Source organism: Streptomyces sp. NPDC002926 (genome assembly GCF_053591755.1).
In genome coordinates, this window is the sequence record NZ_JBSFUK010000017.1 from 1 (window position 1) to 23,014 (window position 23,014).

Genomic DNA, 23,014 nt, shown 5'->3' on the forward strand with positions numbered 1-23,014 from the left:
GTCGGAGCGGGGTTTCGCTTTCCAGCCTTTCGGCTTTCCGGCGGTTCCGACTCTATCAGATCCTTTCGGGCCTGATTCCCAGTCAGCGGGATTTGCCTTTCCGGCCGTTGGGCCGTTCCGACGAGTGAGACTTTAGCGGAATCCTCGCCCCCGACGCTAATCGGGTCGCGCTCATTCGAACGCGGATTCCTCATTCCACAAAAGCGCACAGAAAGTCGGGCAACGGAGTGTCGCTCGCTTGTAGTGGATCTTGCGGAATGGCTGTCCGGGGACCGACCGAAGTCGGTGCTCACGTCGGACAACTCGGAGAACACTACGGATGCCCGTATGTGCTGTCAACTTCGGGCCCGGGTGCGTACTCTCGTGCGCATGACAGCGCGTACGTGCTTCCTCCAGTGGTGGGCCGCCTGACGGCGGCCGGCACTTACGCATGCACTCAACGGCCGCCGCTTCGGCGGCCGTTCTCGTTACTCCCTCCGGGAGTCCGGCCACTCGACGCGGCGGCTCCAGTCAGGAGACGGAGAGCGGGATGACTCGGATCTTCAGCGGTATCAAGCCGACAGGGCATCTGACCCTGGGCAACTACCTCGGAGCCCTGCGCAGGTGGGTCGAGGTCGATCAGCATCAGGCGGACGCACTGTTCAGCGTGGTCGATCTGCATGCGCTGACCATGGAGCACGATCCGGCGCGGGTGCGCAGACTCAGCCGGCAGGCCGCGACGCTCATGCTGGCAGCGGGCCTGGATCCGGAGCGGTGCACCGTATTCGTACAGAGTCATGTGGACGAGCACGCGCGGCTGTCCTGTCTGCTGGAGTGCACGGCGACGGACGGCGAGCTGCGGCGCATGATCCAGTACAAGGAGAAGAGCGCGCGGGCACCGGCTGCCGGACAGAGTGTGCGGGTGTCGCTGCTGACGTATCCGGTGCTGATGGCGGCGGACATCCTGGCGTACGGGGCCGATGAGGTGCCTGTGGGTGACGACCAGGCCCAGCATGTCGAGCTGACCCGCGATCTGGCCGTGCGGTTCAACCAGAGATACGGGCATACGTTCACCGTGCCGAAGGCGACACATCCGCCGGTGGCGGCGCGGCTCATGGATCTGCAGGACCCCACCTCGAAGATGGGGAAGTCGCACGAGTCCGGGGCCGGGATCGTCTATCTGCTCGATGACGCGGACATGGTGCGCAAGAAGATCATGCGAGCGGTCACGGACAGCGGGCGCGAGGTCGAGTACGACCGGGAGAGCAAGCCGGGTATCGCGAATCTGCTCGAAATCCTGGCGTCTTGCGGGGGTGGGAACCCGAACGAGTTGGCCGGTGTATATGAGTCGTACGGAGCGTTGAAGAAGGACACGGCCGAGGCGGTGGTGGAGCTGCTCAGGCCGGTCAGGGAGCGGCATGCCGAGCTGGCGGCGGATCCGGGACACGTCGATGGCGTACTGAGGAAGGGAGCCGAGCGGGCCAGGGGGACGGCGCGGCCGAGGGTCGATGCCGCCTATCGGGCGATCGGGCTCTTGCCCGCGTAGCAGCGGACAAGAGAAAGGGATGCGGCTGCTCCCGCCGCCGTGGCGCCACGGCGGCGGGAGTGCGGCGATCGTCAGCCGTTGCCCGAGGCGAGCTCACGGCTACGGTCGCGAGCCGCTTCGAGGGCGGCGATCAGGGCGGCGCGTACTCCGTGGTTCTCGAGTTCGCGGATGGCACTGATCGTGGTGCCGGCCGGGGAGGTGACGGCTTCACGGAGCTTTACGGGGTGTTCGCCGCTGTCGCGGAGCATCACCGCTGCGCCGATGGCGGCCTGGACGATCAGGTCGTGGGCCTGGGCGCGGGGTAGGCCGAGGAGGATGCCCGCATCGGTCATGGCCTCGACAAGGAAGTAGAAGTACGCCGGACCCGATCCGGACAAGGCGGTGGCCGCGTCCTGCTGGGACTCGGGGACGCGGAGGGTCTTGCCGACTCCGCCGAAGATCTCCTCGGCGTGCGCGAGGTGTTCGGCGGTGGCGTGGCTGCCGGCCGAGATCACGGACATGCCCTCATCGACGAGGACGGGGGTATTGGGCATGACGCGGACCACGGGGGTGCCTACGGTCAGGCGCTCCTCGATGAAGGAGGTGGTGATACCGGCCGCGGCACTGATAACGAGACGCTCGGCGGTGATGTGCGGGGCGAGTTCGTCGAGGAGCTTGCCCATGTCCTGGGGCTTGACGGCCAGGATGAGGGTGTCCGCGCGCTTGGCGGCTTCGGCGTTGTTGACGGGCTCGACGCCGTAACGGGTGCGGAGTTCTTCGGCGCGGTCGGCGCGGCGGGTGGTAGCCAGCAGATCGGCGGGGCGCCAGCCGGCGCGGATCATGCCACTGAGCAGGGCTTCTCCGATCTTGCCCGTGCCGAGAACTGCGACTGTCTGGGTCATGGCTCTGTTCACCTCGCCGGTGGGGATACGTGCGGTCATCCTCGCACCAGGGGCGTGGCCGTGCCCGGGCGTCCGAGGGGCGGTACGGGTGAGCTCCGGTCCGCGCCCTCGGACGGCAGGTCCCGGCGGAGCCGTCGGGACCCATCGGTGCAGTGAGGCTAGAGGGCGCTGCGGGAGCGCCATTCGGACCAGGAGAGGTTCCAGTCGCCGTAGCCGTTGCCGGAGGCGACCTGGTCCTTGGAGTTGATGACGCGGATGACGTCGCCCGGGATGATCTGCTCGTAGAAGCGGCGGGCCGTGCCGTCGGAAGGAAGGCCGATGCAGCCGTGGGTGACATTGCTGCGGCCGGCGTAGGTGTCGGCCTTCGGGTTCTCGTGGAGGTAGGTGCCCGACGTCGTGAGGTGGACGGCGTATGCGTAGTAGCCGGCATAGGCGTCGCCGAGGTCCACGGTGCGGGAGTCCATGAATACGCGGCGCTGCTTGTCCGAGACGACCATCGTGCCGTTCCAGGTGTCCAGGCCTGGGCGGCCCGCGGTGATCGGGATGGTCTGGGTGGCGCCGCCCTTGACCACGGTCATCCGGTGGGTGCGGACGTCGACGGTGGCCACCAGAGAGCGGGCGACTGTGAAGGAGCGGGAGAGGGAGTCGCCTGCCTTGACGGTGACTCGGGTGCCCGGCTTCCAGTAGGTCCGGGGGCGGAAGTCGATGCGCTGGCCGTCGTGGAGATTGCGATCCTTGATCCAGGCCCAGGCTCCGGTGACTCCGGGGTCGGCGGTGACCTCGAGCCGGCGTTCCACGTCGGCCCGCTGGGACTTGGGTATCGGGCGCTTGAAGGTCACCGATATAGGCAGGCCGACGCCGACGTGCCGGCCGTCGGTGATGTTGATGGAGGCGGCGGCCAGGTGGCCGAGGGTGGCGGTGGACGGTGGGACGGCCGTGGGCCGCGGTACTACCGGGGTCGAGTTGGCGACGGGCCGGCGCGGTGGCGCCGCGACGGCGTCCGGTGTCCCGCCCGCGCCGGAGCAGCCGGTGAGCGACAGCGCGCAGATCAGGCCGAGCACGGCAGCCGTGATGTGACGTGGCATTGAGTTCCCCCCTGGGTCAGCTGAAGGTCAGCTGTGTTGGTCCGGCTTCTGTACGCATGAGAAGGGAGGCAGGTTGCACAGGGGGCGGAGATGGTTTCCCGTGGAACCGGGAAGGCGCCGGGGCTGTCCTACCGCTCGTGACGGAGGAGGAGTTCGACACCTTCTACGCGAGCGCCTTCCCCCGGCTTGTGGGGCAGCTGTACGCGTTGACGGGCGATCGCAGCGAGGCGCAGGACGTGGTCCAGGAGGCGTTCGTTCGGGCTTGGGACCGCCGTGCCTCGTTTCTGGCGGAGGAGGCTCCCGAGGCGTGGATCCGTACGGTCGCGATGCGGCTGGCGGTGAGTCGCTGGCGGCGGGCGCGGCGGTGGCTGGAGCTGGTGCGGCACCATCCTCCGGCGGACCGTACACCGGGGCCCGGCCCCGAACACACGGTGCTCGTCGAGGCGTTGCGGAGGTTGCCCGAGGCGCAGCGGCAGGCGGTGGTGCTGCATCATCTCTGCGATCTGAGCATCGAGCAGATCGCAGCGGAGACGGGTTCACCGGCCGGTACGGTCAAGGCCAGGCTGTCGCGCGGGCGGGCCGCCCTCGCCAGGTTGCTGTCTCCCGGGGAGTCTGCCGACGAGAGGGAAGGCAGCCATGTCTGAGACCGGTCGCGAGCGGGACGGACTCGACTCTGCGCTGCGTGTCCTGGCTGCCGGAGCGGAGGCGCGGCCTTCGCTGTCGGGTGCTCAGATCCGGCGGCGCGGCGAGATACGTGGACGTCGGCGGCGGGTCGCCGGGGCGACGGCGGCGGCCCTCGCGCTGTTCGCGGGTGTCGCGGTCGGGCTGCCGCAGCTGATGGGGGCGGACGAGGCGCGGCAGCTGCCTGCGGCGGTCCCGCCGAGCCCGTCCGTATCGGTGCAGGCGCCGGCAGCCACGATCGAGCGCGGGACGGGGACACTGACGGTCACCAAGGACGTGGTGCAGCCCCGTTCGATCGTCGTGGTCCTGGGCAAGGTCGCCCCGGGCCGGTTGACGGTTGTGTCGAAGTCCCCGAAGCGCAGGGTGCCCGCGGAGACGATCGGCTTGGGGGACACCTACATGCTCAACGCGAGCTGGGTGGTGGAGCTGTCGCGGCCCGATGGCACCACCATGTTCGCCATCCAGTCTCCTTCGGACAAGAACTTCTCCCGGAGCGCGATCGGAGTGGGTTCCTCGGATGCCAAGTGGCTCTACGACCAGCTCGCCGTCGGGGACGTCATCGCCCTGAGCTAGGCGGTACGACGGCGAAGCGTCGCCGCGCCCAACGCCAGAACCAGGACCGCGCAGGCCGCGACGATCAGGACGTCGCGGGTGAAGTCCGCAGTGGCGTCCGGATGGCCGAGGACCTGGGTCATGGCGTCGACGGCGTACGACATGGGCAGGACGTTCGAGATGCCTTCCAGGACGGGCTGCATCTTCTCGCGCTGAATGAACAGGCCGCAGAGCAGCAGCTGCGGGAAGATCACGGCCGGCATGAACTGGACGGCCTGGAACTCGGAGGCCGCGAAGGCCGAGACGAAGAGGCCGAGGGCCGTGCCGAGCAGGGCGTCGAGAAGTGCGACGAGCAGCAGCAGCCAGGGTGAGCCGATGACGTCCAGGCCCAGCACCCAGAGTGCGAGGCCGGTGGCGAGGAGGGACTGGACGACGGCGACGAGGCCGAATGCCAGGGCGTAGCCGCCGATGAGGTCGCCTTTGCCGAGCGGCATGGCGAGCAGTCGTTCCAGCGTGCCCGAGGTGCGTTCGCGCAGGGTCGCGATGGACGCCACCAGGAACATCGTGATCAGCGGGAAGATGCCGAGAAGCGAGGCTCCCATGGAGTCGAAGGTCTGCGGGCTGCCGTCGAACACGTAGCGCAGCAGGAAGAGCATCACGCACGGCACGAGGATCATCAGTGCGATGGAGCGCGGGTCGTGGCGCAACTGGCGCAGGACGCGGGTGGCGGTGGCGAGGGTGCGTGCGGTGCTCATCGGGCGTTCTCCTGAAGTGCGTCGGTCTCGTCGGTGCCCGCCTGAGGGGTCGTGGCCTGAGGGGTCGTGGCCTGACTGGCGCCGACTTGCCCGGCGTTGGCTTGGTCGACCAGGTGGAGGAAGGCTCCCTCGACCGTTTCGGAGCTGGTGCGGGTGCGCAGGAAGTCCGGGCTGTCCTCGGCGAGGATCTCGCCTTCCCGCATGAGGATCAGGCGGTGGCAGCGCTCGGCCTCGTCCATGACATGGGAGGAGACAAGGATCGCCGCGCCGCGTTCGTCGGCGAGGCGGTGGAAGAGGTCCCACAGATCGCGGCGCAGAACGGGATCGAGGCCGACGGTCGGTTCGTCGAGGACCAGGAGTTCGGGCGTGCCGAGCAGAGCGACGGCGAGGGAGACGCGGGTGCGCTGGCCACCCGAGAGCCGGCCGGCGAGTGAGTCTGCGTGCGAGGTGAGGTCGACGTCGGAGATGGCCCGGGCGACGTGTTCGCGCCGGGCGTCGCGGTGGCTGCGGCCGGGCTGCAGCACGGCGGCGAAGTAGTCGAGATTCTGGCGGACCGTCAGGTCGTTGTAGACGGACGGGGCCTGGGTGACATAGCCGATACGGGAGCGGAGCGCGGCGTGGCCCGCCGGTTCGCCGAGGATTTCGAGCGTCCCGGTGACCTTGGCCTGGGTGCCGACGATTGCTCGCATCAGGGTCGATTTGCCACAGCCGGACGGTCCGAGCAGGCCGGTGATCCTGCCGGGCGGCACCGTGAAGTCGATGCCTCGAAGGACGGTGCGGTCTCCTCGTACGACGGTGAGGCCGCGGGCCAGGACAGCGGGCCCAGAAGAATTCATCATGCGATGAATAGTGCACCTGGTGCTCTGCCGCGTCAAGAGATGGGGGGTACGTCAGGGGCATCCCCCATGGCGCTCCCCGGCATGGGGGACGGACCGTGAACATATGAGCCACAACAGTGAGATCTCGAAGGCCGAACGGCGGCGGCTCGCCGTAGCCTCGGCGACGCTCGGGCCGTGGCGCGCCGCCGCGACAGTCGGTGCGCTGGGCGGCGGCGTCGCCCTCGCGCTCGGCACGATCGGCGACGGAATCGGACTCGGCGTGCTGGCCGGTGCGTTGTCGGTCGCGCTGATGCTGTTCTTCATGGTCGGCGGCGCGGGCGCGGTGCTCGGCGACAAGCCGGGCACAGGCAGCGGCGACGACCGCCGGATCCGGCGCTGGGCCGCGGCCCACCCGTGGCGGGTCGCGGCTGTGCCGGGCGCCCTGATGGTCGCCACCGATGTGGTGGTACGGCAGGCACTCACCGCGCAGGGGCTGTTCGGCAGCCTCTGGGACGGGCTGTGGCGGGGAGTGCTGGTGGTCGGCGTCGTGGGGCTGGTCGGGCGGTTCTCCCGTCGGCAGGCCTGACGCGCCGGCGCCGGCCCACGCCCGGGACCAGCCGGAACCGGCGGCGGCCTGCCGGCCCGCGAGCGCCAGCCGGAACCGACCGGGACCGGCCGGGACCAGTGGGATCGCGCCGCGCCCGGGCGGCGGGCTGCCCGTACGAGCTCGTCAGCCCCTACGGGATGGACATCGCGGGCGGTCGGAACGTGACAGTCAGGTCGACGGCGTACATCTCCTCGACGACACCGTCCGGGAAGACCGCGAGCAGCTCGGCACGCTCCCGGGCAAGAAAGGCGGCCGTTGCCTCCTCTCCCAGCACCAGGAAGAGGGAGTGGCTGCCGAGGTTGTCGAGATGGGTGTCGAGCGAGACCCGGCGGCTCCAGCGCACCCGGCGGGTCACGCGGTCCGGTCCGTCCGGCAGGCGCCGGCCGCGACCGGCCGCGCCATGGGCCGCGCCCTGTGCCTGACGCCGGATGCGCTCGTCCTGTGCGGCGATCCAGGCGACGGCCGGGTCCGAAACGTTCCACCACAGAGCCAGCGCGCCACCCGGCCGCAGCACCCTCAGGGCCTCGGGGGCGGAACGGGCCGGGTCGGTCCAGTGCCAGGACTGCGCGTACGTGACGAGGTCGGCGCAGCCGTCGGCGAGGGGCAGGGCATCGCCGAGGCCTCGGACGAGCGGGACGTCGGGAAGTCCGCGGCGGAGCTGGTCGGCCATGCCGGGCCCCGGTTCCACGGCGGTGACGCGAGCGCCGCGGTCACGCAGCAGCCGCGTTGCGATACCGGTGCCCGCGCCGACATCGATCACTCGGGAGCCCTTGAGGGGACGCCCGGTCAGCTCCTCGACCGTGTCGAAGAGCGCGGGCGGGTAACCGGGGCGGGCGGCGTCGTACTGAGCGGCAGCCGAGTCGAAGGAGAGTGCCCGCAGCGCGTGGTCCGTCATGCGCCTCATCCTCACCGGGACGCGCCTACCTACGCCTGGACTTGACGCTCTTTCCCTTGCGGGCGGCAGGGTTGCCGGTGCGGCTGCCACGGCGCTTCTCGTACTGGCTGCGGGCCGTCTCGTACTCCGCGCGCCGCAGCTTCTCGCCCGGCGCCTCGGCAAGGGAGCGGAAGAAGTATGCGAGGAGCGCGCCGACGAAGCCGATCGCCTTGAGGGTGCGCAGCGCGTCCTCGGTGGCGGTGCCGGTGGGCCGGCGCGTGAAGCTCTCCCAGGTCTTGCGGAAGGCGACGGCGCTGCAGACCGCGAACATGAGGATGACCAGCATGTTGACGAATCCGCCGACATCGGCGATGTCCAGGCCCTGGTAGCCGAGCCGCAGGACCAGACAGCCGGCGACGGCGGCGACGAGCGACCCAACGGCGACGCCGGCGCGGCGCAGCCCGTAGCCCCCGTCGCGGCCGACCCAGGTCGTACCGAAGAAACGGATGGGCTCGGGCTGCGGCCCGCCGCCGGCGCCGCTGCTGGTGCCGCCGGTGTGGCTACCGCTGTTCTCGCTCTGGTCGCCCTGGCCGCTCTGCACGCTCTGCTCGCTCACGGAGTCGATTATCCCCGGACGGCGCCGGCGTCCCGTCAGGAGCAGCGGATGGTGACATAGCCGTCGCTGCCGGTCTGCACATAGGCGTCCGAGACGAACTGCCCGTTGGCGATGTTGTCCCAGATGTTGGTGGTGCCGTACGGACCGCTCACCGACTCGCCCGGCTTCTGGCAGTTGATCGGCACCCGCGCTCCGAGCGGGAGCACCTTGATGAGCCGGTAGTTGGTGCCGGGGCCGCTGCGGACGTTCAGCTGGCAGCCCGGTGCGACCGGATAGCGCTTCGACCCCAGCGACTCGCCCGCCACGGCCCCCGCCGCCGCCTCGGCCTCGGCCTCGACGCCCTTGACACCGTTCTGTACTTCTTCAACAGCCATCGGTCTCTCCCCCGTTGAAACGTGCTCTCTGTACGCCGCGCAGGCTAGCAAGCCACCCCTGCATCGCACGCATCATCGACTAGGCTCCGTGCGTCGCGCTTGCGCACGAACCACACGGGGGTGGGAAATGCCACCGCTGCGCACCACCGGGCAGTTTCCGGAAGCGGAGCATCCGGAATATGCCGGGCAGTACCGGCTTGAGGCATGCCTGGGCACAGGCGGCATGGGGGTCGTCCATCTCGCCACCTCCGCCTCGGGGTTGCGCCTGGCGGTCAAGGTCATCCATGCCGAGCATGCCTCGGATCCGGAGTTCAGAGCCCGCTTCCAGCAGGAGGTCGCGGCGGCCCGCCGGGTCAGCGGGGCCTTCACCGCGCCCGTCGTCGATGCCGACCCCGAGGCCGAACGGCCCTGGATGGCCACGCTGTTCATCGAGGGCCCGACGCTCGCGGAGCGCGTGAAGCGGAACGGACCGCTGGACGCGGCGGAGCTGCGCAAGGCCGGCGCGGGGCTGGCCGAGGCGCTGCGCGACATCCACCGTGCCGGTGTGGTGCACCGCGATCTCAAGCCGAGCAATGTGCTGCTGGCGCCCGACGGGCCCAAGGTCATCGACTTCGGTATCTCCCGTCCCACGGACAGTGATCTGCGTACGGAGACGGGCAAGCTGATCGGTACACCGCCGTTCATGGCGCCCGAGCAGTTCCAGCGTCCGCGCGAGGTGGGACCGGCCGCCGATGTGTTCGCGATGGGCGCGGTACTGGTGCACGCGGCCACCGGGCGCGGGCCCTTCGACTCGGACAGCCCGTACATCGTGGCGTACCAAGTGGTGCACAACGAACCGGACTTGGCAGGTGTGCCGGAGGATCTCGTACCGCTGTTCCGGCGCTGCCTCGCGAAGGACCCGGCCGACCGGCCGACGCCGTACGAGCTGATGGTCGCGCTGCGTGCGTCCTCGCCGTCGGCCTCGTACGACACTCAGGCCTACATACCCGCGCAGCGGACGCCGGACCCCCGGGAGAACGCGCCGCGTGGTCTCGTCGCCGGAATCCGGACCGCACCACGGGCCTGGCGCGACAAGAAGATCCGCTGGGTGGCCGCCGCACTCGCGGTGCTGGTCACGGCCGGCATCATCACCGCACGCACGGTGGCCGACGGCGACAGCGCGGGATCCGCTACCGCCACGCCTCGCGCGGGGCAGCGCTTCCACCCCTGGAGTGTCCCGCTGCGCGGCGGGCACGCGGAGAACAGGACTCCGGTCTGCGCTTCCGCGGGCCCGGCGCTGTACTGCACGGCGCCCGGGATCAAGGCCGCCCGGCTGAGCCCGAACGACGGCAGGACGCTCTGGGAGGCGAAGGCGGGCGACAGCGCGACGCAGACCGACGCGGGCATGACGCCCCTGCTCGCCGGAGGGCTGCTGCAGGTGGTGGCGCCGGGCGGGGACCGCCTCGAGGCGCTCGACCCGAAGTCGGGCAAGGTGCGCTGGGACCTGGACATCTCGCGGTACTCGACCGTCCGGCACGCCGCCGATGTGGTGCTGCTGGTGACGGACGGCGGACTCGTGCGAGCCGTCGACGCCAGCACGGGCAAGGAGCGCTGGACCCGACAGCGCGGCGCACGCGGCACCCAGTGGGTCTCCTCCCCCGGCGGCGAGGGACCGGCCCTCGCCGCGACGCCCGCGGCGAACGGGGCGTCCACGCTGGTCAGCGCGGTCGACCCGACCAGTGGCGACCTGCTCTGGGAGAAGCGCGTCAAAGGGTCGCTGAGTCCGGTGCAGTTCGAGGGCGGCGCCCTGTATCTGCTCTCCGCCGACACCGACGGCTTCACGGACGCCGTCGTACGCCTCGACACAGCGGGCAAGACCCGTACCGTCCGCCGCATTCCGCTGTCCGTCCCGGTCGACCAGGCCCAGGCGGCGGTGGCCGGGGACACCGTGTATCTGTCCGGCTCAGGAGGCTCCCTCCTCGCCGTCGACACCCGTGCCGCCACCGCCACGAAGGCCGCTCAGCTCTGGCGGCTCGAGACCTCGGTCACCCATCTCTCACGCCCGGCCGCCGACGGCCGCGCGGTCTATGTGACGGCCGGAGACGGACGGCTGCTGGCCGTGGACGCCACCCGCGGTGTGCTGCTCGGCCAGTCGAAACCCCGTATGGACGATGGGCGTTACACCTTCCCGTCCGTACTGCCCACCCCTGTCGTCACCGACGGCAGGGTCGTCGCCGGCGCCCCGGACGGCTCGGTCTTCGCACTCGATGCCCGGGCCCCGGCGCAATGGTGAGCCGACGCAATGGTGAACCGGTGAGCCGACGTCAGCCGAGTCGGGACACGTCCCTGACCGCGCCCTTGTCCGCGCTCGTCGCCATCGCCGCGTACGCCCGCAGCGCCGCCGACACATTCCGCTCACGCGACTTGGGGGCGTACACCCCGTCCAGCGCCTCACGGCGGGTGGCCAGCTCGGCCTCGGAGACGAGGAGGTCGATCGAACGGTTCGGGATGTCGACACGGATGCGGTCGCCGTCCTCGACGAGCGCGATGGTCCCGCCCGAGGCCGCCTCCGGCGAGGCGTGGCCGATCGACAGCCCCGACGTGCCGCCGGAGAAGCGGCCGTCCGTCACCAGCGCGCATGCCTTGCCGAGCCCCCGCCCCTTCAGGAAGGACGTCGGGTAGAGCATCTCCTGCATACCGGGGCCGCCCCTGGGGCCCTCGTAGCGGATGACGACGACGTCGCCCTCCTTGATCTCCTTGCGGAGGATCTTGTCGACCGCCTCTTCCTGCGATTCACAGACGACGGCCGGACCCTCGAAGGTCCAGATCGACTCGTCGACGCCGGCCGTCTTCACGACACAGCCGTCAACCGCGAGATTCCCCTTGAGGACGGCCAGTCCGCCGTCCTTGGAGTACGCGTGCGCCGCGTCGCGGATGCAGCCGCCTGCCGCGTCCGTGTCCAGGCTCGCCCAGCGCTCGGACTGCGAGAAGGCGGTCGCCGACCGCACACAGCCCGGCGCCGCGTGCCACAGCTCGACGGCCGTCTCGGACGGCGAGCCACCCCGGACGTCCCACGTCTCCAGCCAGTCCTTGATGCTGGGCGAATGGACGCTGTGCACGTCCTCGTTGAGCAGCCCGGCGCGGTAGAGCTCGCCGAGGATGGCGGGGATGCCGCCGGCGCGGTGCACGTCCTCCATGTAGTACGTGCCGCCGGGTGCGACGTTCGGAGCGACCTTCGCCAGGCACGGGACGCGGCGCGAGACCGCGTCGATGTCCTTGAGGTCGTAGTCGAGCCCGGCCTCCTGCGCGGCGGCGAGCAGGTGCAGGATCGTGTTGGTCGAGCCGCCCATGGCGATGTCGAGTGCCATGGCGTTGTCGAAGGCGGCGCGGGTCGCGATATTGCGCGGCAGGACGGACTCGTCGTCCTGCTCGTAGTAGCGCTTGGTGATCTCGACGACGGTGCGGCCGGCGTTCTCGTACAGCGCCTTGCGGGCGGTGTGCGTGGCCAGCACCGAGCCGTTGCCCGGCAGGGAGAGGCCCATGGCCTCGGTCAGGCAGTTCATCGAGTTGGCGGTGAACATGCCGGAACAGGAACCGCAGGTCGGGCAGGCATTCTCCTCGATACGGAGGACATCCTCGTCCGAGACGTCCTCGTTGACCGCGTCCACGATGGCGTTGATCAGGTCGAGCTTGCGGACCGTGCCGTCGACGAGCGTGGCCTGTCCGGCCTCCATCGGACCGCCGGAGACGAAGACGACCGGGATGTTGAGGCGCAGCGCGGCCATCAGCATGCCCGGCGTGATCTTGTCGCAGTTGGAGATGCAGATCAGCGCGTCGGCGCAGTGCGCCTCCACCATGTATTCGACCGAGTCGGCGATCAGGTCGCGGGACGGCAGCGAGTACAGCATTCCGGCGTGGCCCATCGCGATGCCGTCGTCGACCGCGATCGTGTTGAACTCGCGCGGCACCGCGCCCGCCGCCAGGATCGCCTCGGAGACGATCCGGCCGACCGGCGCGAGGTGGGTGTGTCCCGGCACGAACTCGGTGAAGGAATTGGCAACCGCGACGATCGGCTTGCCGATGTCCGAGCTCGCTACGCCCGAGGCCCGCATAAGGGCGCGGGCGCCCGCCATGTTCCGGCCGTGGGTGACAGTGCGGGACCTCAGCTCGGGCATCGTCGCTCGCTCCTCAATAGGGGTAGGACTACCGTCGAGCGTACGCCGCAGCTCCAAGATCTGGACAGCGCGTCCGTTATACGGGACGGCCGGCTCACGCTTCGGTCAGATACCGCTGGAGCGTCGGGGCCACCATCGCCACGATCTCCTCGGGGTCCGCCGAGGCCAGCGGCTCCACCTTGATCACATACCGCAGGATCGCGATGCCGATCATCTGCGAGGCCGCCAGCTCCGCCCGGAACTTCGGATCCGGTACGTCGAGGTCCCCCGCCAGCCGTTCGAGCAGCCGCCGCAGTACGAAGCCGCGCAGCACCTTGGCCGCCGCCTCATGGGTGAGCGCGGAACGGACAATCGCCAGCAGCGGGCCTCGGGTCGCCGGGTTCTCCCACACGCCGATGAAATAGCGGGCCAGCCGCTCGCCGATGCCCTCCGCGCCCTGCCCCAGGATCGCCGGGATGACCAGCGCCGGCTCGAAGGAGACCTCGATGGCGGCCGCGAAGACCTCGTCCTTCGTACCGAAGTAATGATGGACGAGTGCCGGGTCGACGCCCGCCGCCCTGGCGATACCGCGGACGGTCGTCTTGTCGTAGCCCCGCTCGGCGAACTCCGTACGGGCCGCCTCGAGGATCCGCTCCCGGGCTCCTGGGCCCTCGTCCGTCTCCGTACGGGCCGGGCGTCCGCGCCGCCGAGGAGCCTGTGCGCCGGTCATGATCGGCTGATCCCCGACGCGGCCGAGGCGAGATGCAGCCGGGTGAAGGCGAGCGCCTCCGCCAGATCGGCTTCGCGTTCGGCGGCGGACATCGCACGCCTGGTGTTGACCTCGATGACGACATGGCCGTCGAAGCCGGTGCCGGCGAGGCGCTCGAGCAGCTCGGCACAGGGCTGGTTGCCGCGGCCCGGGACCAGGTGCTCGTCCTTCGCGGATCCCTTGCCGTCGGCGAGATGGACATGGCCGAGGCGGTCGCCCATCCGGTCGACCATGGCCATGGTCTCGGTGCGGGACGTCGCCGTGTGCGAGAGGTCGATCGTGAAGTGGCGATAGTCCTCCTTCGTGACGTCCCAGTCGGGGGCGTACGCCAGCATCTCGCGGTCCCGGTAGCGCCACGGGTACATGTTCTCGACAGCGAACCGGACGTCCGTCTCGTTCGCCATCCGCCAGATCCCGGACACGAAGTCACGCGCGTACTGCCGCTGCCAGCGGAACGGCGGGTGCACGACGACCGTCGAGGCGCCCAGCTTCTCGGCCGCCGCCTGCGCGCGCTGGAGCTTCACCCAGGGGTCCGTGGACCAGACCCGTTGGGTGATCAGGAGACAGGGCGCGTGGACAGCGTGGATCGGCATCTGGTGATAGTCGGATAGCCGGCGCAGGGCCTCGATGTCCTGGCTGACGGGATCGGTCCAGACCATGACCTCGACACCGTCGTAGCCCAGGCGCGCGGCAATCTCGAAGGCCGTCGCCGTGGACTCCGGGTAGACGGAAGCCGTCGACAGGACAACCTTCGCATCCGGGATACGCACCGCTGGTTCTGCCACGGGAGACAGGGTACGGGCCCGCGCTAGCGGCTCGGGAGTTGGTCCAGGCGGGGCGGGAGGTGGTCGAGGCGCCGCAGAATCACGCCCTCGCGCAGCGCCCAGGGGCAGATCTCGAGCGTCTCGGCGCCGAACAGATCCATCGCAGCCTCCGCGACCACCGCTCCGGCCAGCAGCTGGCGGGCGCGGCTCTCGGAGACACCGGGGAGTTCGACACGCTCCTCGACCGTCATGGCGGCGAGTTTGGGGACCCACTCCTGCAGTGATTTACGACTCAGTTCCCGCTGCACGTAAAGCCCCTCGGTGGAGCGCGCCGCGCCCGCGATACGGGCCAGCTGCCTGAAGGTCTTGGACGTCCCCACGACGTGGTCCGGCTTCCCGAACCTGCGGAACTCGCCGACCGTACGGGCGATTTCGGCCCGCACATGGCGGCGCAGCGCCTTCACGTCCTGGGGGTCGGGCGGGTCGCCGGGCAGCATTGCCGCGGTCAGCCGGCCCGCGCCGAGCGGCAGCGACACCGCGGCGTCCGGCTCCTCGTCGATCCCGCAGGCGATCTCCAGCGAACCGCCGCCGATGTCCAGGATCTGCAGCCTTCCGGCGGACCAGCCGAACCAGCGGCGGGCGGCGAGGAAGGTGAGCCGGGCCTCGTCCTCGCCGGTCAGCACGGCCAGATCCACGCCGGTCTCGGCCCTGATCCTGGCCAGCACCTCGTCGGCGTTGCTGGCCCCCCGCACCGCCGAGGTGGCGAACGGCAGCACCTGCTCGCAGCCCTGGTCCTCGGCGGACTGCACGGCGCGCGCGATCGTCTCGATCAGCCGGGCGACGCCCTCGGGCCCGATCGCCCCCTCATCGTCGAGAAGTTCGGCGAGCCGCAGTTCGGCCTTGTCCGAGTGGGCGGGCAGCGGTCGGGCACCGGGGTGGGCGTCCACCACCAGCAGGTGCACTGTGTTCGAACCGACGTCGAGGACTCCGAGTCTCATGGACCGAACGCTACTGCTGTCGCACGCATACTCTGGTGTTGTGCCAAAGACGAAAAAGGCGAAAGCGGGCAAAGCCGAGCCCCCGAAGAACCTCAAGCGCGACGAGAAGGGCCTGGACTTCGCGCGCGCGTGGGTCGAGTTTCCCGACCCCGCCGACGACGAACAGGTCTTCCGCTGCGATCTGACCTGGCTGACCTCACGCTGGTCCTGCATTTTCGGCAGCGGCTGCCAGGGCATCCAGGCGGGCCGCGCGGACGACGGCTGCTGCACGCTGGGCGCGCATTTCTCCGACAAGGACGACGAGAAACGGGTGGCGGGGCATGTCGCCCGCCTCACTCCGGAGCTCTGGCAGTTCCACGACGTCGGTACGTCGTCGGGCTGGGTCCAGACCGACGACGACGGCGAACGCCAGACGCGCCGCTGGGAGGGCTCCTGCATCTTCCAGAACCGTCCGGGGTTCGCGGGCGGGGCGGGCTGCTCGCTGCACATCCTGGCCCTGCAGGAGGGCAAGGAGCCGCTGGAGACGAAGCCGGACGTGTGCTGGCAGCTGCCGGTACGGCGTACGTACGACTGGATCGAGCGCCCCGACGACACCAAGGTGCTGCAGGTCTCGATCGGCGAGTACGACCGGCGCGGGTGGGGCCCCGGCGGCCACGACCTGCACTGGTGGTGCACGTCGGCGACATCGGCGCACGGGGCGGGAGAGCCGGTGTTTGTGACATACCGCCCGGAGCTGACGGAGCTGATGGGCAAGGAGGCGTACGACGTGCTGGTGGAACTGTGCGAGGCGCGACTGTCTTCGCAGCTCCCCCTGGTGGCTCCGCACCCGGCGGACCCGAAGGCGTAGCGGCGGCCGGGGCACGTCAGGCGGGGCCGAGGCCTGCCGCCGGTCCCTGCCGCCTCCCTCTCTCAGGGCGCGGACGCGGAGTCCGACGCCGAGGGGGTCGGGTCCGGCGAGGTGGAGGCCGAGGGCTCCGAGGTGGGGTCCGAGGGCGTCGGCGTCGGGTCGGACGGCGTCGGGGCCGGATCCGACGGGGTCGGCGTCGGGTCGGGCGGCCGCGGTGTGTGCGAGTGCGTCGCGCCCCAGCCGTCGATCTCCACCATCGCTCCCGACGGGTCGATCCCCACCCGGGCGCTCCACGGCCCCGACGGCTCCCGCGCGTGGTCCACGGTGACGTAGATCGTGATCGACTCGCCCGGGTTCAGCGTGCCCGAGGAGCGGCTCATGTACAGCCACGGCGCGTTCGTCCAGGCCGACCAGGCCACCGGGGAGCCGCCGGACGCCGTGAGCGTGATCCGGGTGCTGTCACCGGACGGCTGCGCATCGACCGTGAGACGGCCCGGGCCCGCGGCGCCGGGGCGGGACGGTGGCGCGGGCGTGCCCGCGCTGATGACCTCGACCGAGACGTCCGAGCGGCTGTCCGCCGTGAACCTCGTGTCCGGTTCCGCACGCGCGTTGCCCGCGTTCTCGTAGTGGCCGTACGGATCGCCGTCCAGCCCGCCCGGCCGGTCCGCCTCGCTCGCGGTGACCGAGGCTCCGCCGTGCCGCCCCTCCCCTGTCAGCGGCGCGCCCCGATACGCCGCCCACAGCGCGAGCACCGGCGCCGCCACGACCGTCGCCACGACCGTGGTCGTCACCACCCGCGCCCGCAGCCGGTCCCGCCGGGCCGCGTAGTCCTTCGGGTCCAGCGGGAAGCCGCCGGAGTCGAAGCGCGGCGCACCCGTGAGGGCGCGCGGTACGTGCAGCATCGCGACGTACGCGGCCGCCCGCGGCGCCGTGACCAGCGGGAGCACGGCCGGGGTGACGGCCGACCCCGGCCACAGCCCGCCCGCGCCGGCGCGCTCGGCGACGCGACGGCAGCGCGGGCAGTCGTCGACGTGCCGGACGAGTTCCTGGCGGAGCGCCACGGAGAGCAGCACCCTGTGGTCGTCGGTGAGCCGCGCGACGGCCGGGCAGTTGCCCGTCTCGACGACGGCGAGCGCGGCACGGGTGCGCTCCACCTCGCAGGCCGCGGCCGCCAGCAGCTCGCGCGCCGCCAGCGCGTCCAGGCCGAGAACCGCGGCGACCTGGCGGACGCCGAGGCCGTGCCGTACGGCCAGTTCCAGGGCCTCTCGCTGCTCCGGGGTCGTACCGGCCGCCTCCGGCCAGGCCAGCAGCGCCAGTTCACGGCGGCGGCGCTCCGCGGTCTCCTCCGGGACCCGCGGCCCTGCCTCCTCGGAGACGGCGGCCCGCGCGGGGCGCCCGCCGTGCGCCCCCTGCCGCTTGCGCCGCTGCTCGGTCAGCCGGCGCAGACAGGCCCAGCGCGCGAGCGCGTACAGCCATGCCTTCCGCTCGGCCTCACCGGCCGGGCAACGCCCGTACTGCCGCTCGGCGATGGCGAGTACGTCGCCGAGGAGCCCGGTCGCCGCGTCGTGGTCGCAGAGCACGGAGAGGCAGTAGGTGAACAGGCCGTCGAGATACGGCTCATAACGCGCGGGCGGGCGCTGCGCCGACGAACGGGGCGCGCGCCGGTGCGCCCGATGTGCGCCGGTGGTGTGCGTGGAGGGTTCCAGCCTGCTGCTCGTCACGTCGCGACCGTAGGCGCAGGACGAGATCCCGTTCATACCTCTTGAACACTTTTAATCCTTACGGGTGAACAGTTCGCCCGAAGGGGGACAGGAATCGTTAATTCCGCCCCTAGTGGACCACCGGCGTACGCCGGTTGGCGACGAGTTCGGCGCCGCCGGGCCGTCACCCCGTCATGGCCGGAGCGGCTGGACACATCGACGTCAGGAAGTGGCCCGCGGTGACCGCGGCGACCGCGTTGTCAGTGCTTCCCGATACGGTCTCCGCATGGCTGCCCGTACGAAATCCGCGAAGGACCGGCCGTCCTACCGCTGCACAGAATGCGGCTGGACGACCGCCAAGTGGCTCGGCCGCTGCCCCGAGTGCCAGGCCTGGGGCACGGTCGAGGAGTACGGCGCGCCCGCTGTCCGTACGACCGCGGCGGGCCGCGTCTCCACCGCCGCCGTCCCCATCGGCCAGGTCGACGGCCGACAGGCGACCGCCCGCTCCACCGGTGTGGATGAGCTCGACCGTGTCCTCGGCGGCGGTCTGGTGCCCGGCGCCGTCGTGCTGGTCGCGGGCGAACCGGGCGTCGGCAAGTCCACGCTGCTGCTCGACGTCGCCGCCAAGGCCGCGAGCGACGAGCACCGGACGCTGTACGTCACGGGCGAGGAGTCCGCGAGCCAGGTCCGCCTCCGCGCCGACCGGATCCATGCCCTGCACGACCACCTCTATCTCGCCGCCGAGACCGATCTCTCCGCGGTCCTCGGCCACTTGGACGCGGTCAAGCCGTCCCTGCTGATCCTCGACTCCGTACAGACCGTCGCATCGCCGGAGATCGACGGTGCGCCCGGCGGCATGGCGCAGGTCCGCGAGGTCGCCGGCGCGCTGATCCGCGCCTCCAAGGAGCGCGGGATGTCCACGCTGCTGGTCGGCCATGTCACCAAGGACGGCGCGATCGCCGGACCGCGGCTGCTCGAGCATCTGGTGGACGTCGTGCTGTCCTTCGAGGGCGACCGGCACGCCCGCCTCCGTCTCGTACGGGGCGTCAAGAACCGCTACGGCACGACGGACGAGGTCGGCTGCTTCGAGCTGCACGACGAGGGCATCACCGGCCTGGCCGACCCCTCGGGCCTCTTCCTCACCCGCCGGGCCGAGGCGGTCCCCGGCACCTGTCTCACGGTCACCCTGGAAGGCCGCCGACCGCTCGTCGCCGAGGTGCAGGCGCTGACCGTCGACTCGCAGATCCCCTCGCCCCGGCGCACCACCTCGGGTCTGGAGACCTCACGGGTGTCGATGATGCTCGCGGTCCTCGAGCAGCGCGGCCGGATCACCGCGCTCGGCAAGCGCGACATCTACAGCGCGACCGTCGGCGGCGTGAAGCTCTCCGAGCCCGCCGCGGACCTGGCGATCGCGCTCGCGCTCGCCTCGGCCGCCAGCGACACTCCGCTTCCCAAGAACCTCGTCGCGATCGGCGAAGTCGGCCTCGCGGGGGAGGTCAGACGGGTCACGGGCGTCCAGCGCCGACTCGCGGAAGCCCACCGGCTCGGCTTCACGCACGCACTCGTACCGTCCGATCCCGGCAAGATCCCGGCCGGTATGAAGGTCATAGAAGTGGCCGATATGGGGGAGGCACTGAGGGTGCTCCCGCGCGGGCGGCAGAGGCCTTCCGACGGGGCCTCCGTAACGGCCCCGCGCAAAGAGCGTGCGGAGGCCACCCGGGACGACGACCCGCGCCGGTAGACTTTGCCCTGGTCTCGCCCATCCGTACGAGCCGGAGGAGTGCAGTGGCAGCCAAGGACGGGGCATCAGCACCCGGAAAGTCCGGCGGAGGCTCCGGCAACGAAGCGCTGATCCGCGCCGCCCTGAGCGCGGTCGCTCCCGGCACCGCCCTGCGCGACGGCCTGGAGCGGATCCTCCGCGGCAACACCGGAGGTCTGCTCGTTCTCGGCATGGACAAAACGGTCGAATCCATGTGTACCGGCGGTTTTGTGCTGGATGTGGAATTCACCTCGACGCGGCTGCGCGAGCTGTGCAAGCTCGACGGCGCGCTCATCCTCGACAAGGACATCGGCAAGATCCACCGGGCCGGTGTGCAGCTGGTCCCGGACGCGTCCATCCCCACCGAGGAGACCGGCACCCGCCACCGCACCGCGGACCGGGTGTCCCGGCAGTGCGGCTTCCCGGTCGTCTCCGTATCGCAGTCCATGCGACTGATCGCGCTGTACGTGGACGGCGAGCGCCGCGTGCTGGAGGAGTCGGCCGCGATCCTCTCCCGCGCCAACCAGGCCCTCGCGACGCTGGAGCGGTACAAGCTCCGCCTCGACGAGGTGGCGGGCACACTCTCCGCCCTGGAGATCGAGGACCTGGTGACGGTCCGGGACGTGACGGCGGTGGCGCAGCGTCTGGAGATGGTGCGCCGGATCGCCACCGAAATCGCCGAGTACGTCGTGGAGTTGGGCACCGACGGCCGCCTTCTCTCCCTCCAGCTCGACGAGTTGATCGCCGGCGTGGAGCCGGAGCGTGAGCTGGTCGTCCGTGACTACGTGCCGGAGCCGACCGCGAAGCGGTCCCGTACGGTCGCCGAGGCGCTCACCGAGCTGAATGAGCTCACCCACGCCGAGCTGCTCGAACTGCCTATAGTCGCGAAGGCGTTGGGATACACCGGCGCTCCAGAAACACTCGACTCCGCGGTCTCGCCACGGGGATACCGCCTGCTGGCGAAGGTGCCGCGGCTGCCCGGCGCGATCATCGAGCGGCTCGTCGAGCATTTCGGCGGACTGCAGAAGCTTCTCGCGGCCAGCGTCGACGACCTGCAGACGGTCGACGGCGTGGGCGAGGCGCGGGCCCGCAGCGTGCGCGAGGGGCTCTCACGGCTCGCCGAGTCCTCGATCCTCGAGCGGTACGTCTAGCCTCCGGCCCCGGCCGGGGCCGGATCCGGTCAGTCCTTGTCCAGGCGGAACGACGCAGGCAGCACCGTCGCACCCTTGATCTCCGCTTCCAGCAGGTACGTACCGGGCGGGACGGCCCCCGCGGGCGGCGTGGCGCACTGCGGCGCGCTCCGCCTGCGGTCCCACGCCACGGTATGCGTGATGCTCGCCCCCGCCGGAACCCTCAGCAGCAGACTGCCCGGCGTGTGCGGGCAGTCCTTGGAGGACCACACATCGTCGTCCTTGTCGTCGGTGACCGTCAGCGCGACCGCCTTGGGGCCGAAGTCCGCCTTGCAGGTCGTCGCCGACGAGTTGGTGGCGACCAGCTGGAACGTGGGCTTCACCCCCGGCTCGTACGAGACTTTGAGGCTGCGCAGCGTGAACTTCACTGCGCCGGGGGCGCAGTCGGGAAGGCTGGAGCCTGCGGGAACCTGCTGGCCGCCCGCGCCGCCGCTGGACGCACCACCCGTTCCGTTGTCGCCGTTCTTGCCCGGGTCACCGCCCGCTCCGGCGTCCGTACCTTCGGTGTCGCCACCGGTGTCACCGCCGGTGTCGCCCGACTCGTCGCGTCCGCCGGGCTGTTCACTGATCGCGGGCCCGGACTGGGCGGGTCCGGGCGTGATGGAGGGCGCGGGAGTCGAGCCGTTGGCGCCGTCGTCGGCCTTGCCCCCTTTGCCGCCACCGGAACTGAGGGCCCATGCGATCAGCAGCGCGAGGAGCGCGATCAAAGACGCCGCGACTGCCCTCCGCCGCCAGTAGATGGAGGAGGGGAGCGGCCCGATCGGATTGCGCAGAGATCCCACGGCCCAAACTCTACGAGAGATCCGGTCCAACTCCCGCCCCACCCGCCGCCCGACTCGGTAAGTTCCACGGATCATCATCCCGGACGGACCGGCCCCCGGCGCCGGCGTTCATCAGGGTGTGCTCCGAACGGTCGCTGTGGGTGACCGTCTGCGCGCGACGGGTACGGTCCGTGACCATCGACAGCGTCACCCGCGGCATCCACGGTCGCGGTGGCGTTCCTCTTCACCCTCCCGCCACCCGGCGGGCGTGGGCGACGGTCACCCTACGTACGAGCCGTACGGGCTTCGTGGTCCGGTCCGCCGGACCGGGCCGCTGCCGACAGGCGGCGGCCGCCCGGAGCGTAAGCACCGTCCGGTAGCCATCACGTGCCAGGATCGGAGTGCCATGACTGACACCACCGCAGACCCCGCCATCGCCACGTCCGACGCGGCCTCCCTCCACGCCCCCGTCATCGCCTGGTTCGACAAGAACGCCCGCGACCTCCCCTGGCGCCGCCCCGAGGCCGGCGCCTGGGGTGTGATGGTCAGCGAGTTCATGCTCCAGCAGACCCCGGTCAGCCGGGTGCTCCCCGTGTACGAGCGGTGGCTGGCCCGCTGGCCGCGCCCCGCCGATCTCGCGGCCGAGGCGCCCGGCGAGGCCGTCCGTGCCTGGGGCCGGCTCGGCTATCCGCGGCGCGCGCTGCGGCTGCACGGGGCCGCGCAGGCGATAACGGAGCGGCACGGCGGCGATGTACCCAGCGACCATGGGCAGTTGCTCTCGCTGCCCGGAATCGGTGAGTACACGGCGGCCGCGGTGGCCTCCTTCGCGTACGGGCAGCGGCATGCCGTCCTCGACACCAATGTCCGGCGGGTCTTCGCCCGCGCCGCGACCGGCATCCAGTACCCGCCGACCGCGACGACGGCGGCCGAGCGCAAGCTGGCCCGTGCACTGCTCCCGGAGGAGGAGTTGACCGCGGCCCGCTGGGCGGCGGCCTCCATGGAGCTGGGCGCGCTGGTGTGCACCGCGAAGAACGAGGACTGCGCGCGCTGCCCGATCGCCGAACGGTGCGCCTGGCGGCTGGCCGGGAAACCCGCCTACGAAGGTCCGGCGCGCCGCGGCCAGACATACGCGGGGACCGACCGCCAAGTGCGCGGCAAGCTCCTCGCCGTACTGCGTGAGGCGGTGGCTCCGGTCGAACAGGCGGCGCTGGACGCGGTCTGGCACGAGCCGGTGCAGCGGGCGCGGGCGCTGGAGGGACTGGTCGCCGACGGCCTCGTCGAGCCCTTGGAGGACGGCGTCTACCGCCTCCCTCTCGGCTGAACCC

At 70.9% G+C, this 23,014-nt stretch carries 22 protein-coding genes; 9 read left to right on the plus strand and 13 right to left on the minus strand.

Going from position 1 to position 23,014, the window contains the following annotated elements; translation table 11 throughout:
- Positions 1–529: 529 nt before the first annotated feature.
- Positions 530–1,525: a tryptophan--tRNA ligase gene (gene trpS / locus ACWDZ6_RS22950; protein WP_451504318.1), complete on the plus strand. Its 996-nt coding sequence runs from the start codon at positions 530–532 to the stop codon at positions 1,523–1,525.
- A 71-nt stretch (positions 1,526–1,596) separates the two neighbouring features.
- Here the strand turns inward: trpS and proC are convergent, their stop codons facing one another.
- Positions 1,597–2,406 carry a pyrroline-5-carboxylate reductase gene (proC, locus tag ACWDZ6_RS22955; protein ID WP_366736092.1) on the minus strand — a complete coding sequence of 270 codons (810 nt, stop codon included), beginning with the start codon at positions 2,404–2,406 and terminating at the stop codon, positions 1,597–1,599.
- A gap of 158 nt (positions 2,407–2,564) precedes the next feature.
- Complete coding sequence (locus ACWDZ6_RS22960) at positions 2,565–3,491, minus strand: L,D-transpeptidase (RefSeq protein ID WP_451504319.1); 927 nt, start codon at positions 3,489–3,491, stop codon at positions 2,565–2,567.
- 137 nt (positions 3,492–3,628) lie between these two features.
- On the opposite strand from ACWDZ6_RS22960, the gene ACWDZ6_RS22965 reads away from it, so the two are divergent.
- Positions 3,629–4,135, plus strand: coding sequence for a SigE family RNA polymerase sigma factor (locus ACWDZ6_RS22965; RefSeq protein WP_451504320.1), 507 nt, complete (start codon positions 3,629–3,631; stop codon positions 4,133–4,135).
- The gene (locus ACWDZ6_RS22970; protein ID WP_451504321.1) at positions 4,128–4,745 is read left to right on the plus strand and encodes a L,D-transpeptidase; all 618 of its coding nucleotides are present in this window, start codon (positions 4,128–4,130) and stop codon (positions 4,743–4,745) included. The genes ACWDZ6_RS22965 and ACWDZ6_RS22970 overlap by 8 nt, the downstream gene beginning before the upstream one ends.
- Here the strand turns inward: ACWDZ6_RS22970 and ACWDZ6_RS22975 are convergent.
- Both ACWDZ6_RS22975 and ACWDZ6_RS22980 read right to left on the minus strand, forming a co-directional pair.
- Positions 4,742–5,479 (minus strand): ABC transporter permease, encoded by a 738-nt coding sequence (locus ACWDZ6_RS22975; protein ID WP_451504322.1) that lies wholly within the window; start codon positions 5,477–5,479, stop codon positions 4,742–4,744. The two genes, ACWDZ6_RS22970 and ACWDZ6_RS22975, sit on opposite strands and share 4 nt — an antisense overlap.
- Complete coding sequence (locus tag ACWDZ6_RS22980) at positions 5,476–6,318, minus strand: ABC transporter ATP-binding protein (RefSeq protein ID WP_451504323.1); 843 nt, start codon at positions 6,316–6,318, stop codon at positions 5,476–5,478. Before ACWDZ6_RS22980 ends, ACWDZ6_RS22975 begins: the two co-directional genes overlap by 4 nt.
- 103 nt (positions 6,319–6,421) lie before the next feature.
- On the opposite strand from ACWDZ6_RS22980, the gene ACWDZ6_RS22985 reads away from it, so the two are divergent.
- A complete protein-coding gene (locus tag ACWDZ6_RS22985; RefSeq protein WP_389179576.1) occupies positions 6,422–6,883 on the plus strand; it encodes a hypothetical protein in 462 nt (153 codons plus the stop codon).
- A 151-nt stretch (positions 6,884–7,034) separates the two neighbouring features.
- On the opposite strand, the gene ACWDZ6_RS22990 is transcribed toward ACWDZ6_RS22985, so the two are convergent.
- From ACWDZ6_RS22990 to ACWDZ6_RS23000, 3 genes are read right to left on the minus strand one after another with little or no spacing between them, the layout of a single operon-like run.
- Positions 7,035–7,799: a class I SAM-dependent methyltransferase gene (locus tag ACWDZ6_RS22990; protein ID WP_451504324.1), complete on the minus strand. Its 765-nt coding sequence runs from the start codon at positions 7,797–7,799 to the stop codon at positions 7,035–7,037.
- A 25-nt stretch (positions 7,800–7,824) separates the two neighbouring features.
- Complete coding sequence (locus ACWDZ6_RS22995) at positions 7,825–8,394, minus strand: hypothetical protein (protein ID WP_451504325.1); 570 nt, start codon at positions 8,392–8,394, stop codon at positions 7,825–7,827.
- A gap of 35 nt (positions 8,395–8,429) precedes the next feature.
- Positions 8,430–8,768, minus strand: coding sequence for a peptidase (locus tag ACWDZ6_RS23000; protein WP_451504326.1), 339 nt, complete (start codon positions 8,766–8,768; stop codon positions 8,430–8,432).
- 127 nt (positions 8,769–8,895) lie between these two features.
- On the opposite strand from ACWDZ6_RS23000, the gene ACWDZ6_RS23005 reads away from it, so the two are divergent.
- Positions 8,896–11,040 carry a protein kinase domain-containing protein gene (locus tag ACWDZ6_RS23005; protein WP_451504327.1) on the plus strand — a complete coding sequence of 715 codons (2,145 nt, stop codon included), beginning with the start codon at positions 8,896–8,898 and terminating at the stop codon, positions 11,038–11,040.
- 31 nt (positions 11,041–11,071) lie between these two features.
- Here the strand turns inward: ACWDZ6_RS23005 and ilvD are convergent, their stop codons facing one another.
- From ilvD to ACWDZ6_RS23025, 4 genes are all read right to left on the minus strand, one after another.
- On the minus strand, positions 11,072–12,922 hold the full coding sequence (gene ilvD / locus ACWDZ6_RS23010; RefSeq protein WP_451504328.1) for a dihydroxy-acid dehydratase: 1,851 nt from the start codon (positions 12,920–12,922) through the stop codon (positions 11,072–11,074).
- Positions 12,923–13,016: 94 nt separating this feature from the next.
- Complete coding sequence (locus tag ACWDZ6_RS23015) at positions 13,017–13,631, minus strand: TetR/AcrR family transcriptional regulator (protein ID WP_451504329.1); 615 nt, start codon at positions 13,629–13,631, stop codon at positions 13,017–13,019.
- A complete protein-coding gene (locus tag ACWDZ6_RS23020) occupies positions 13,628–14,455 on the minus strand; it encodes a sugar phosphate isomerase/epimerase family protein (RefSeq protein WP_451504330.1) in 828 nt (275 codons plus the stop codon). Before ACWDZ6_RS23020 ends, ACWDZ6_RS23015 begins: the two co-directional genes overlap by 4 nt.
- A gap of 23 nt (positions 14,456–14,478) precedes the next feature.
- Positions 14,479–15,432: a Ppx/GppA phosphatase family protein gene (locus tag ACWDZ6_RS23025; protein WP_451504331.1), complete on the minus strand. Its 954-nt coding sequence runs from the start codon at positions 15,430–15,432 to the stop codon at positions 14,479–14,481.
- 40 nt (positions 15,433–15,472) lie between these two features.
- Here ACWDZ6_RS23025 and ACWDZ6_RS23030 point away from each other — a divergent pair, with 40 nt between their 5' ends.
- Positions 15,473–16,279 carry a hypothetical protein gene (locus ACWDZ6_RS23030; protein ID WP_326651708.1) on the plus strand — a complete coding sequence of 269 codons (807 nt, stop codon included), beginning with the start codon at positions 15,473–15,475 and terminating at the stop codon, positions 16,277–16,279.
- Positions 16,280–16,341: 62 nt separating this feature from the next.
- Here the strand turns inward: ACWDZ6_RS23030 and ACWDZ6_RS23035 are convergent, their stop codons facing one another.
- Positions 16,342–18,000: a BACON domain-containing protein gene (locus tag ACWDZ6_RS23035; protein ID WP_451504332.1), complete on the minus strand. Its 1,659-nt coding sequence runs from the start codon at positions 17,998–18,000 to the stop codon at positions 16,342–16,344.
- Positions 18,001–18,265: 265 nt separating this feature from the next.
- On the opposite strand from ACWDZ6_RS23035, the gene radA reads away from it, so the two are divergent.
- Together radA and disA are read left to right on the plus strand one after the other, a co-directional pair.
- On the plus strand, positions 18,266–19,720 hold the full coding sequence (gene radA, locus ACWDZ6_RS23040; protein WP_451504333.1) for a DNA repair protein RadA: 1,455 nt from the start codon (positions 18,266–18,268) through the stop codon (positions 19,718–19,720).
- 44 nt (positions 19,721–19,764) lie between these two features.
- Positions 19,765–20,889, plus strand: coding sequence for a DNA integrity scanning diadenylate cyclase DisA (disA, locus tag ACWDZ6_RS23045; protein WP_451504334.1), 1,125 nt, complete (start codon positions 19,765–19,767; stop codon positions 20,887–20,889).
- 29 nt (positions 20,890–20,918) lie between these two features.
- On the opposite strand, the gene ACWDZ6_RS23050 is transcribed toward disA, so the two are convergent.
- The gene (locus ACWDZ6_RS23050) at positions 20,919–21,710 is read right to left on the minus strand and encodes a hypothetical protein (protein ID WP_451504335.1); all 792 of its coding nucleotides are present in this window, start codon (positions 21,708–21,710) and stop codon (positions 20,919–20,921) included.
- A gap of 385 nt (positions 21,711–22,095) precedes the next feature.
- Between ACWDZ6_RS23050 and ACWDZ6_RS23055 the strand changes: the two genes are divergently transcribed.
- The gene (locus ACWDZ6_RS23055; RefSeq protein WP_351458337.1) at positions 22,096–23,010 is read left to right on the plus strand and encodes an HhH-GPD family protein; all 915 of its coding nucleotides are present in this window, start codon (positions 22,096–22,098) and stop codon (positions 23,008–23,010) included.
- Positions 23,011–23,014 lie beyond the last annotated feature (4 nt).

Bases quoted from the DNA above. Each gene is read 5' to 3' on its own strand.
- ACWDZ6_RS22985 (WP_389179576.1), top strand. From the start codon at position 6,422: ATGAGCCACAACAGTGAGATCTCGAAGGCCGAACGGCGGCGGCTCGCC.
- ACWDZ6_RS23025 (WP_451504331.1), bottom strand. From the start codon at position 15,432: ATGAGACTCGGAGTCCTCGACGTCGGTTCGAACACAGTGCACCTGCTG.
- ACWDZ6_RS22980 (WP_451504323.1), bottom strand. From the start codon at position 6,318: ATGATGAATTCTTCTGGGCCCGCTGTCCTGGCCCGCGGCCTCACCGTC.
- radA (WP_451504333.1), top strand. From the start codon at position 18,266: ATGGCTGCCCGTACGAAATCCGCGAAGGACCGGCCGTCCTACCGCTGC.
- ACWDZ6_RS22975 (WP_451504322.1), bottom strand. From the start codon at position 5,479: ATGAGCACCGCACGCACCCTCGCCACCGCCACCCGCGTCCTGCGCCAG.
- ACWDZ6_RS22970 (WP_451504321.1), top strand. From the start codon at position 4,128: ATGTCTGAGACCGGTCGCGAGCGGGACGGACTCGACTCTGCGCTGCGT.
- ACWDZ6_RS23005 (WP_451504327.1), top strand. From the start codon at position 8,896: ATGCCACCGCTGCGCACCACCGGGCAGTTTCCGGAAGCGGAGCATCCG.
- ACWDZ6_RS22960 (WP_451504319.1), bottom strand. From the start codon at position 3,491: ATGCCACGTCACATCACGGCTGCCGTGCTCGGCCTGATCTGCGCGCTG.
- ilvD (WP_451504328.1), bottom strand. From the start codon at position 12,922: ATGCCCGAGCTGAGGTCCCGCACTGTCACCCACGGCCGGAACATGGCG.
- trpS (WP_451504318.1), top strand. From the start codon at position 530: ATGACTCGGATCTTCAGCGGTATCAAGCCGACAGGGCATCTGACCCTG.
- ACWDZ6_RS23055 (WP_351458337.1), top strand. From the start codon at position 22,096: ATGACTGACACCACCGCAGACCCCGCCATCGCCACGTCCGACGCGGCC.
- proC (WP_366736092.1), bottom strand. From the start codon at position 2,406: ATGACCCAGACAGTCGCAGTTCTCGGCACGGGCAAGATCGGAGAAGCC.
- ACWDZ6_RS22990 (WP_451504324.1), bottom strand. From the start codon at position 7,799: ATGACGGACCACGCGCTGCGGGCACTCTCCTTCGACTCGGCTGCCGCT.
- ACWDZ6_RS23000 (WP_451504326.1), bottom strand. From the start codon at position 8,768: ATGGCTGTTGAAGAAGTACAGAACGGTGTCAAGGGCGTCGAGGCCGAG.
- ACWDZ6_RS23015 (WP_451504329.1), bottom strand. From the start codon at position 13,631: ATGACCGGCGCACAGGCTCCTCGGCGGCGCGGACGCCCGGCCCGTACG.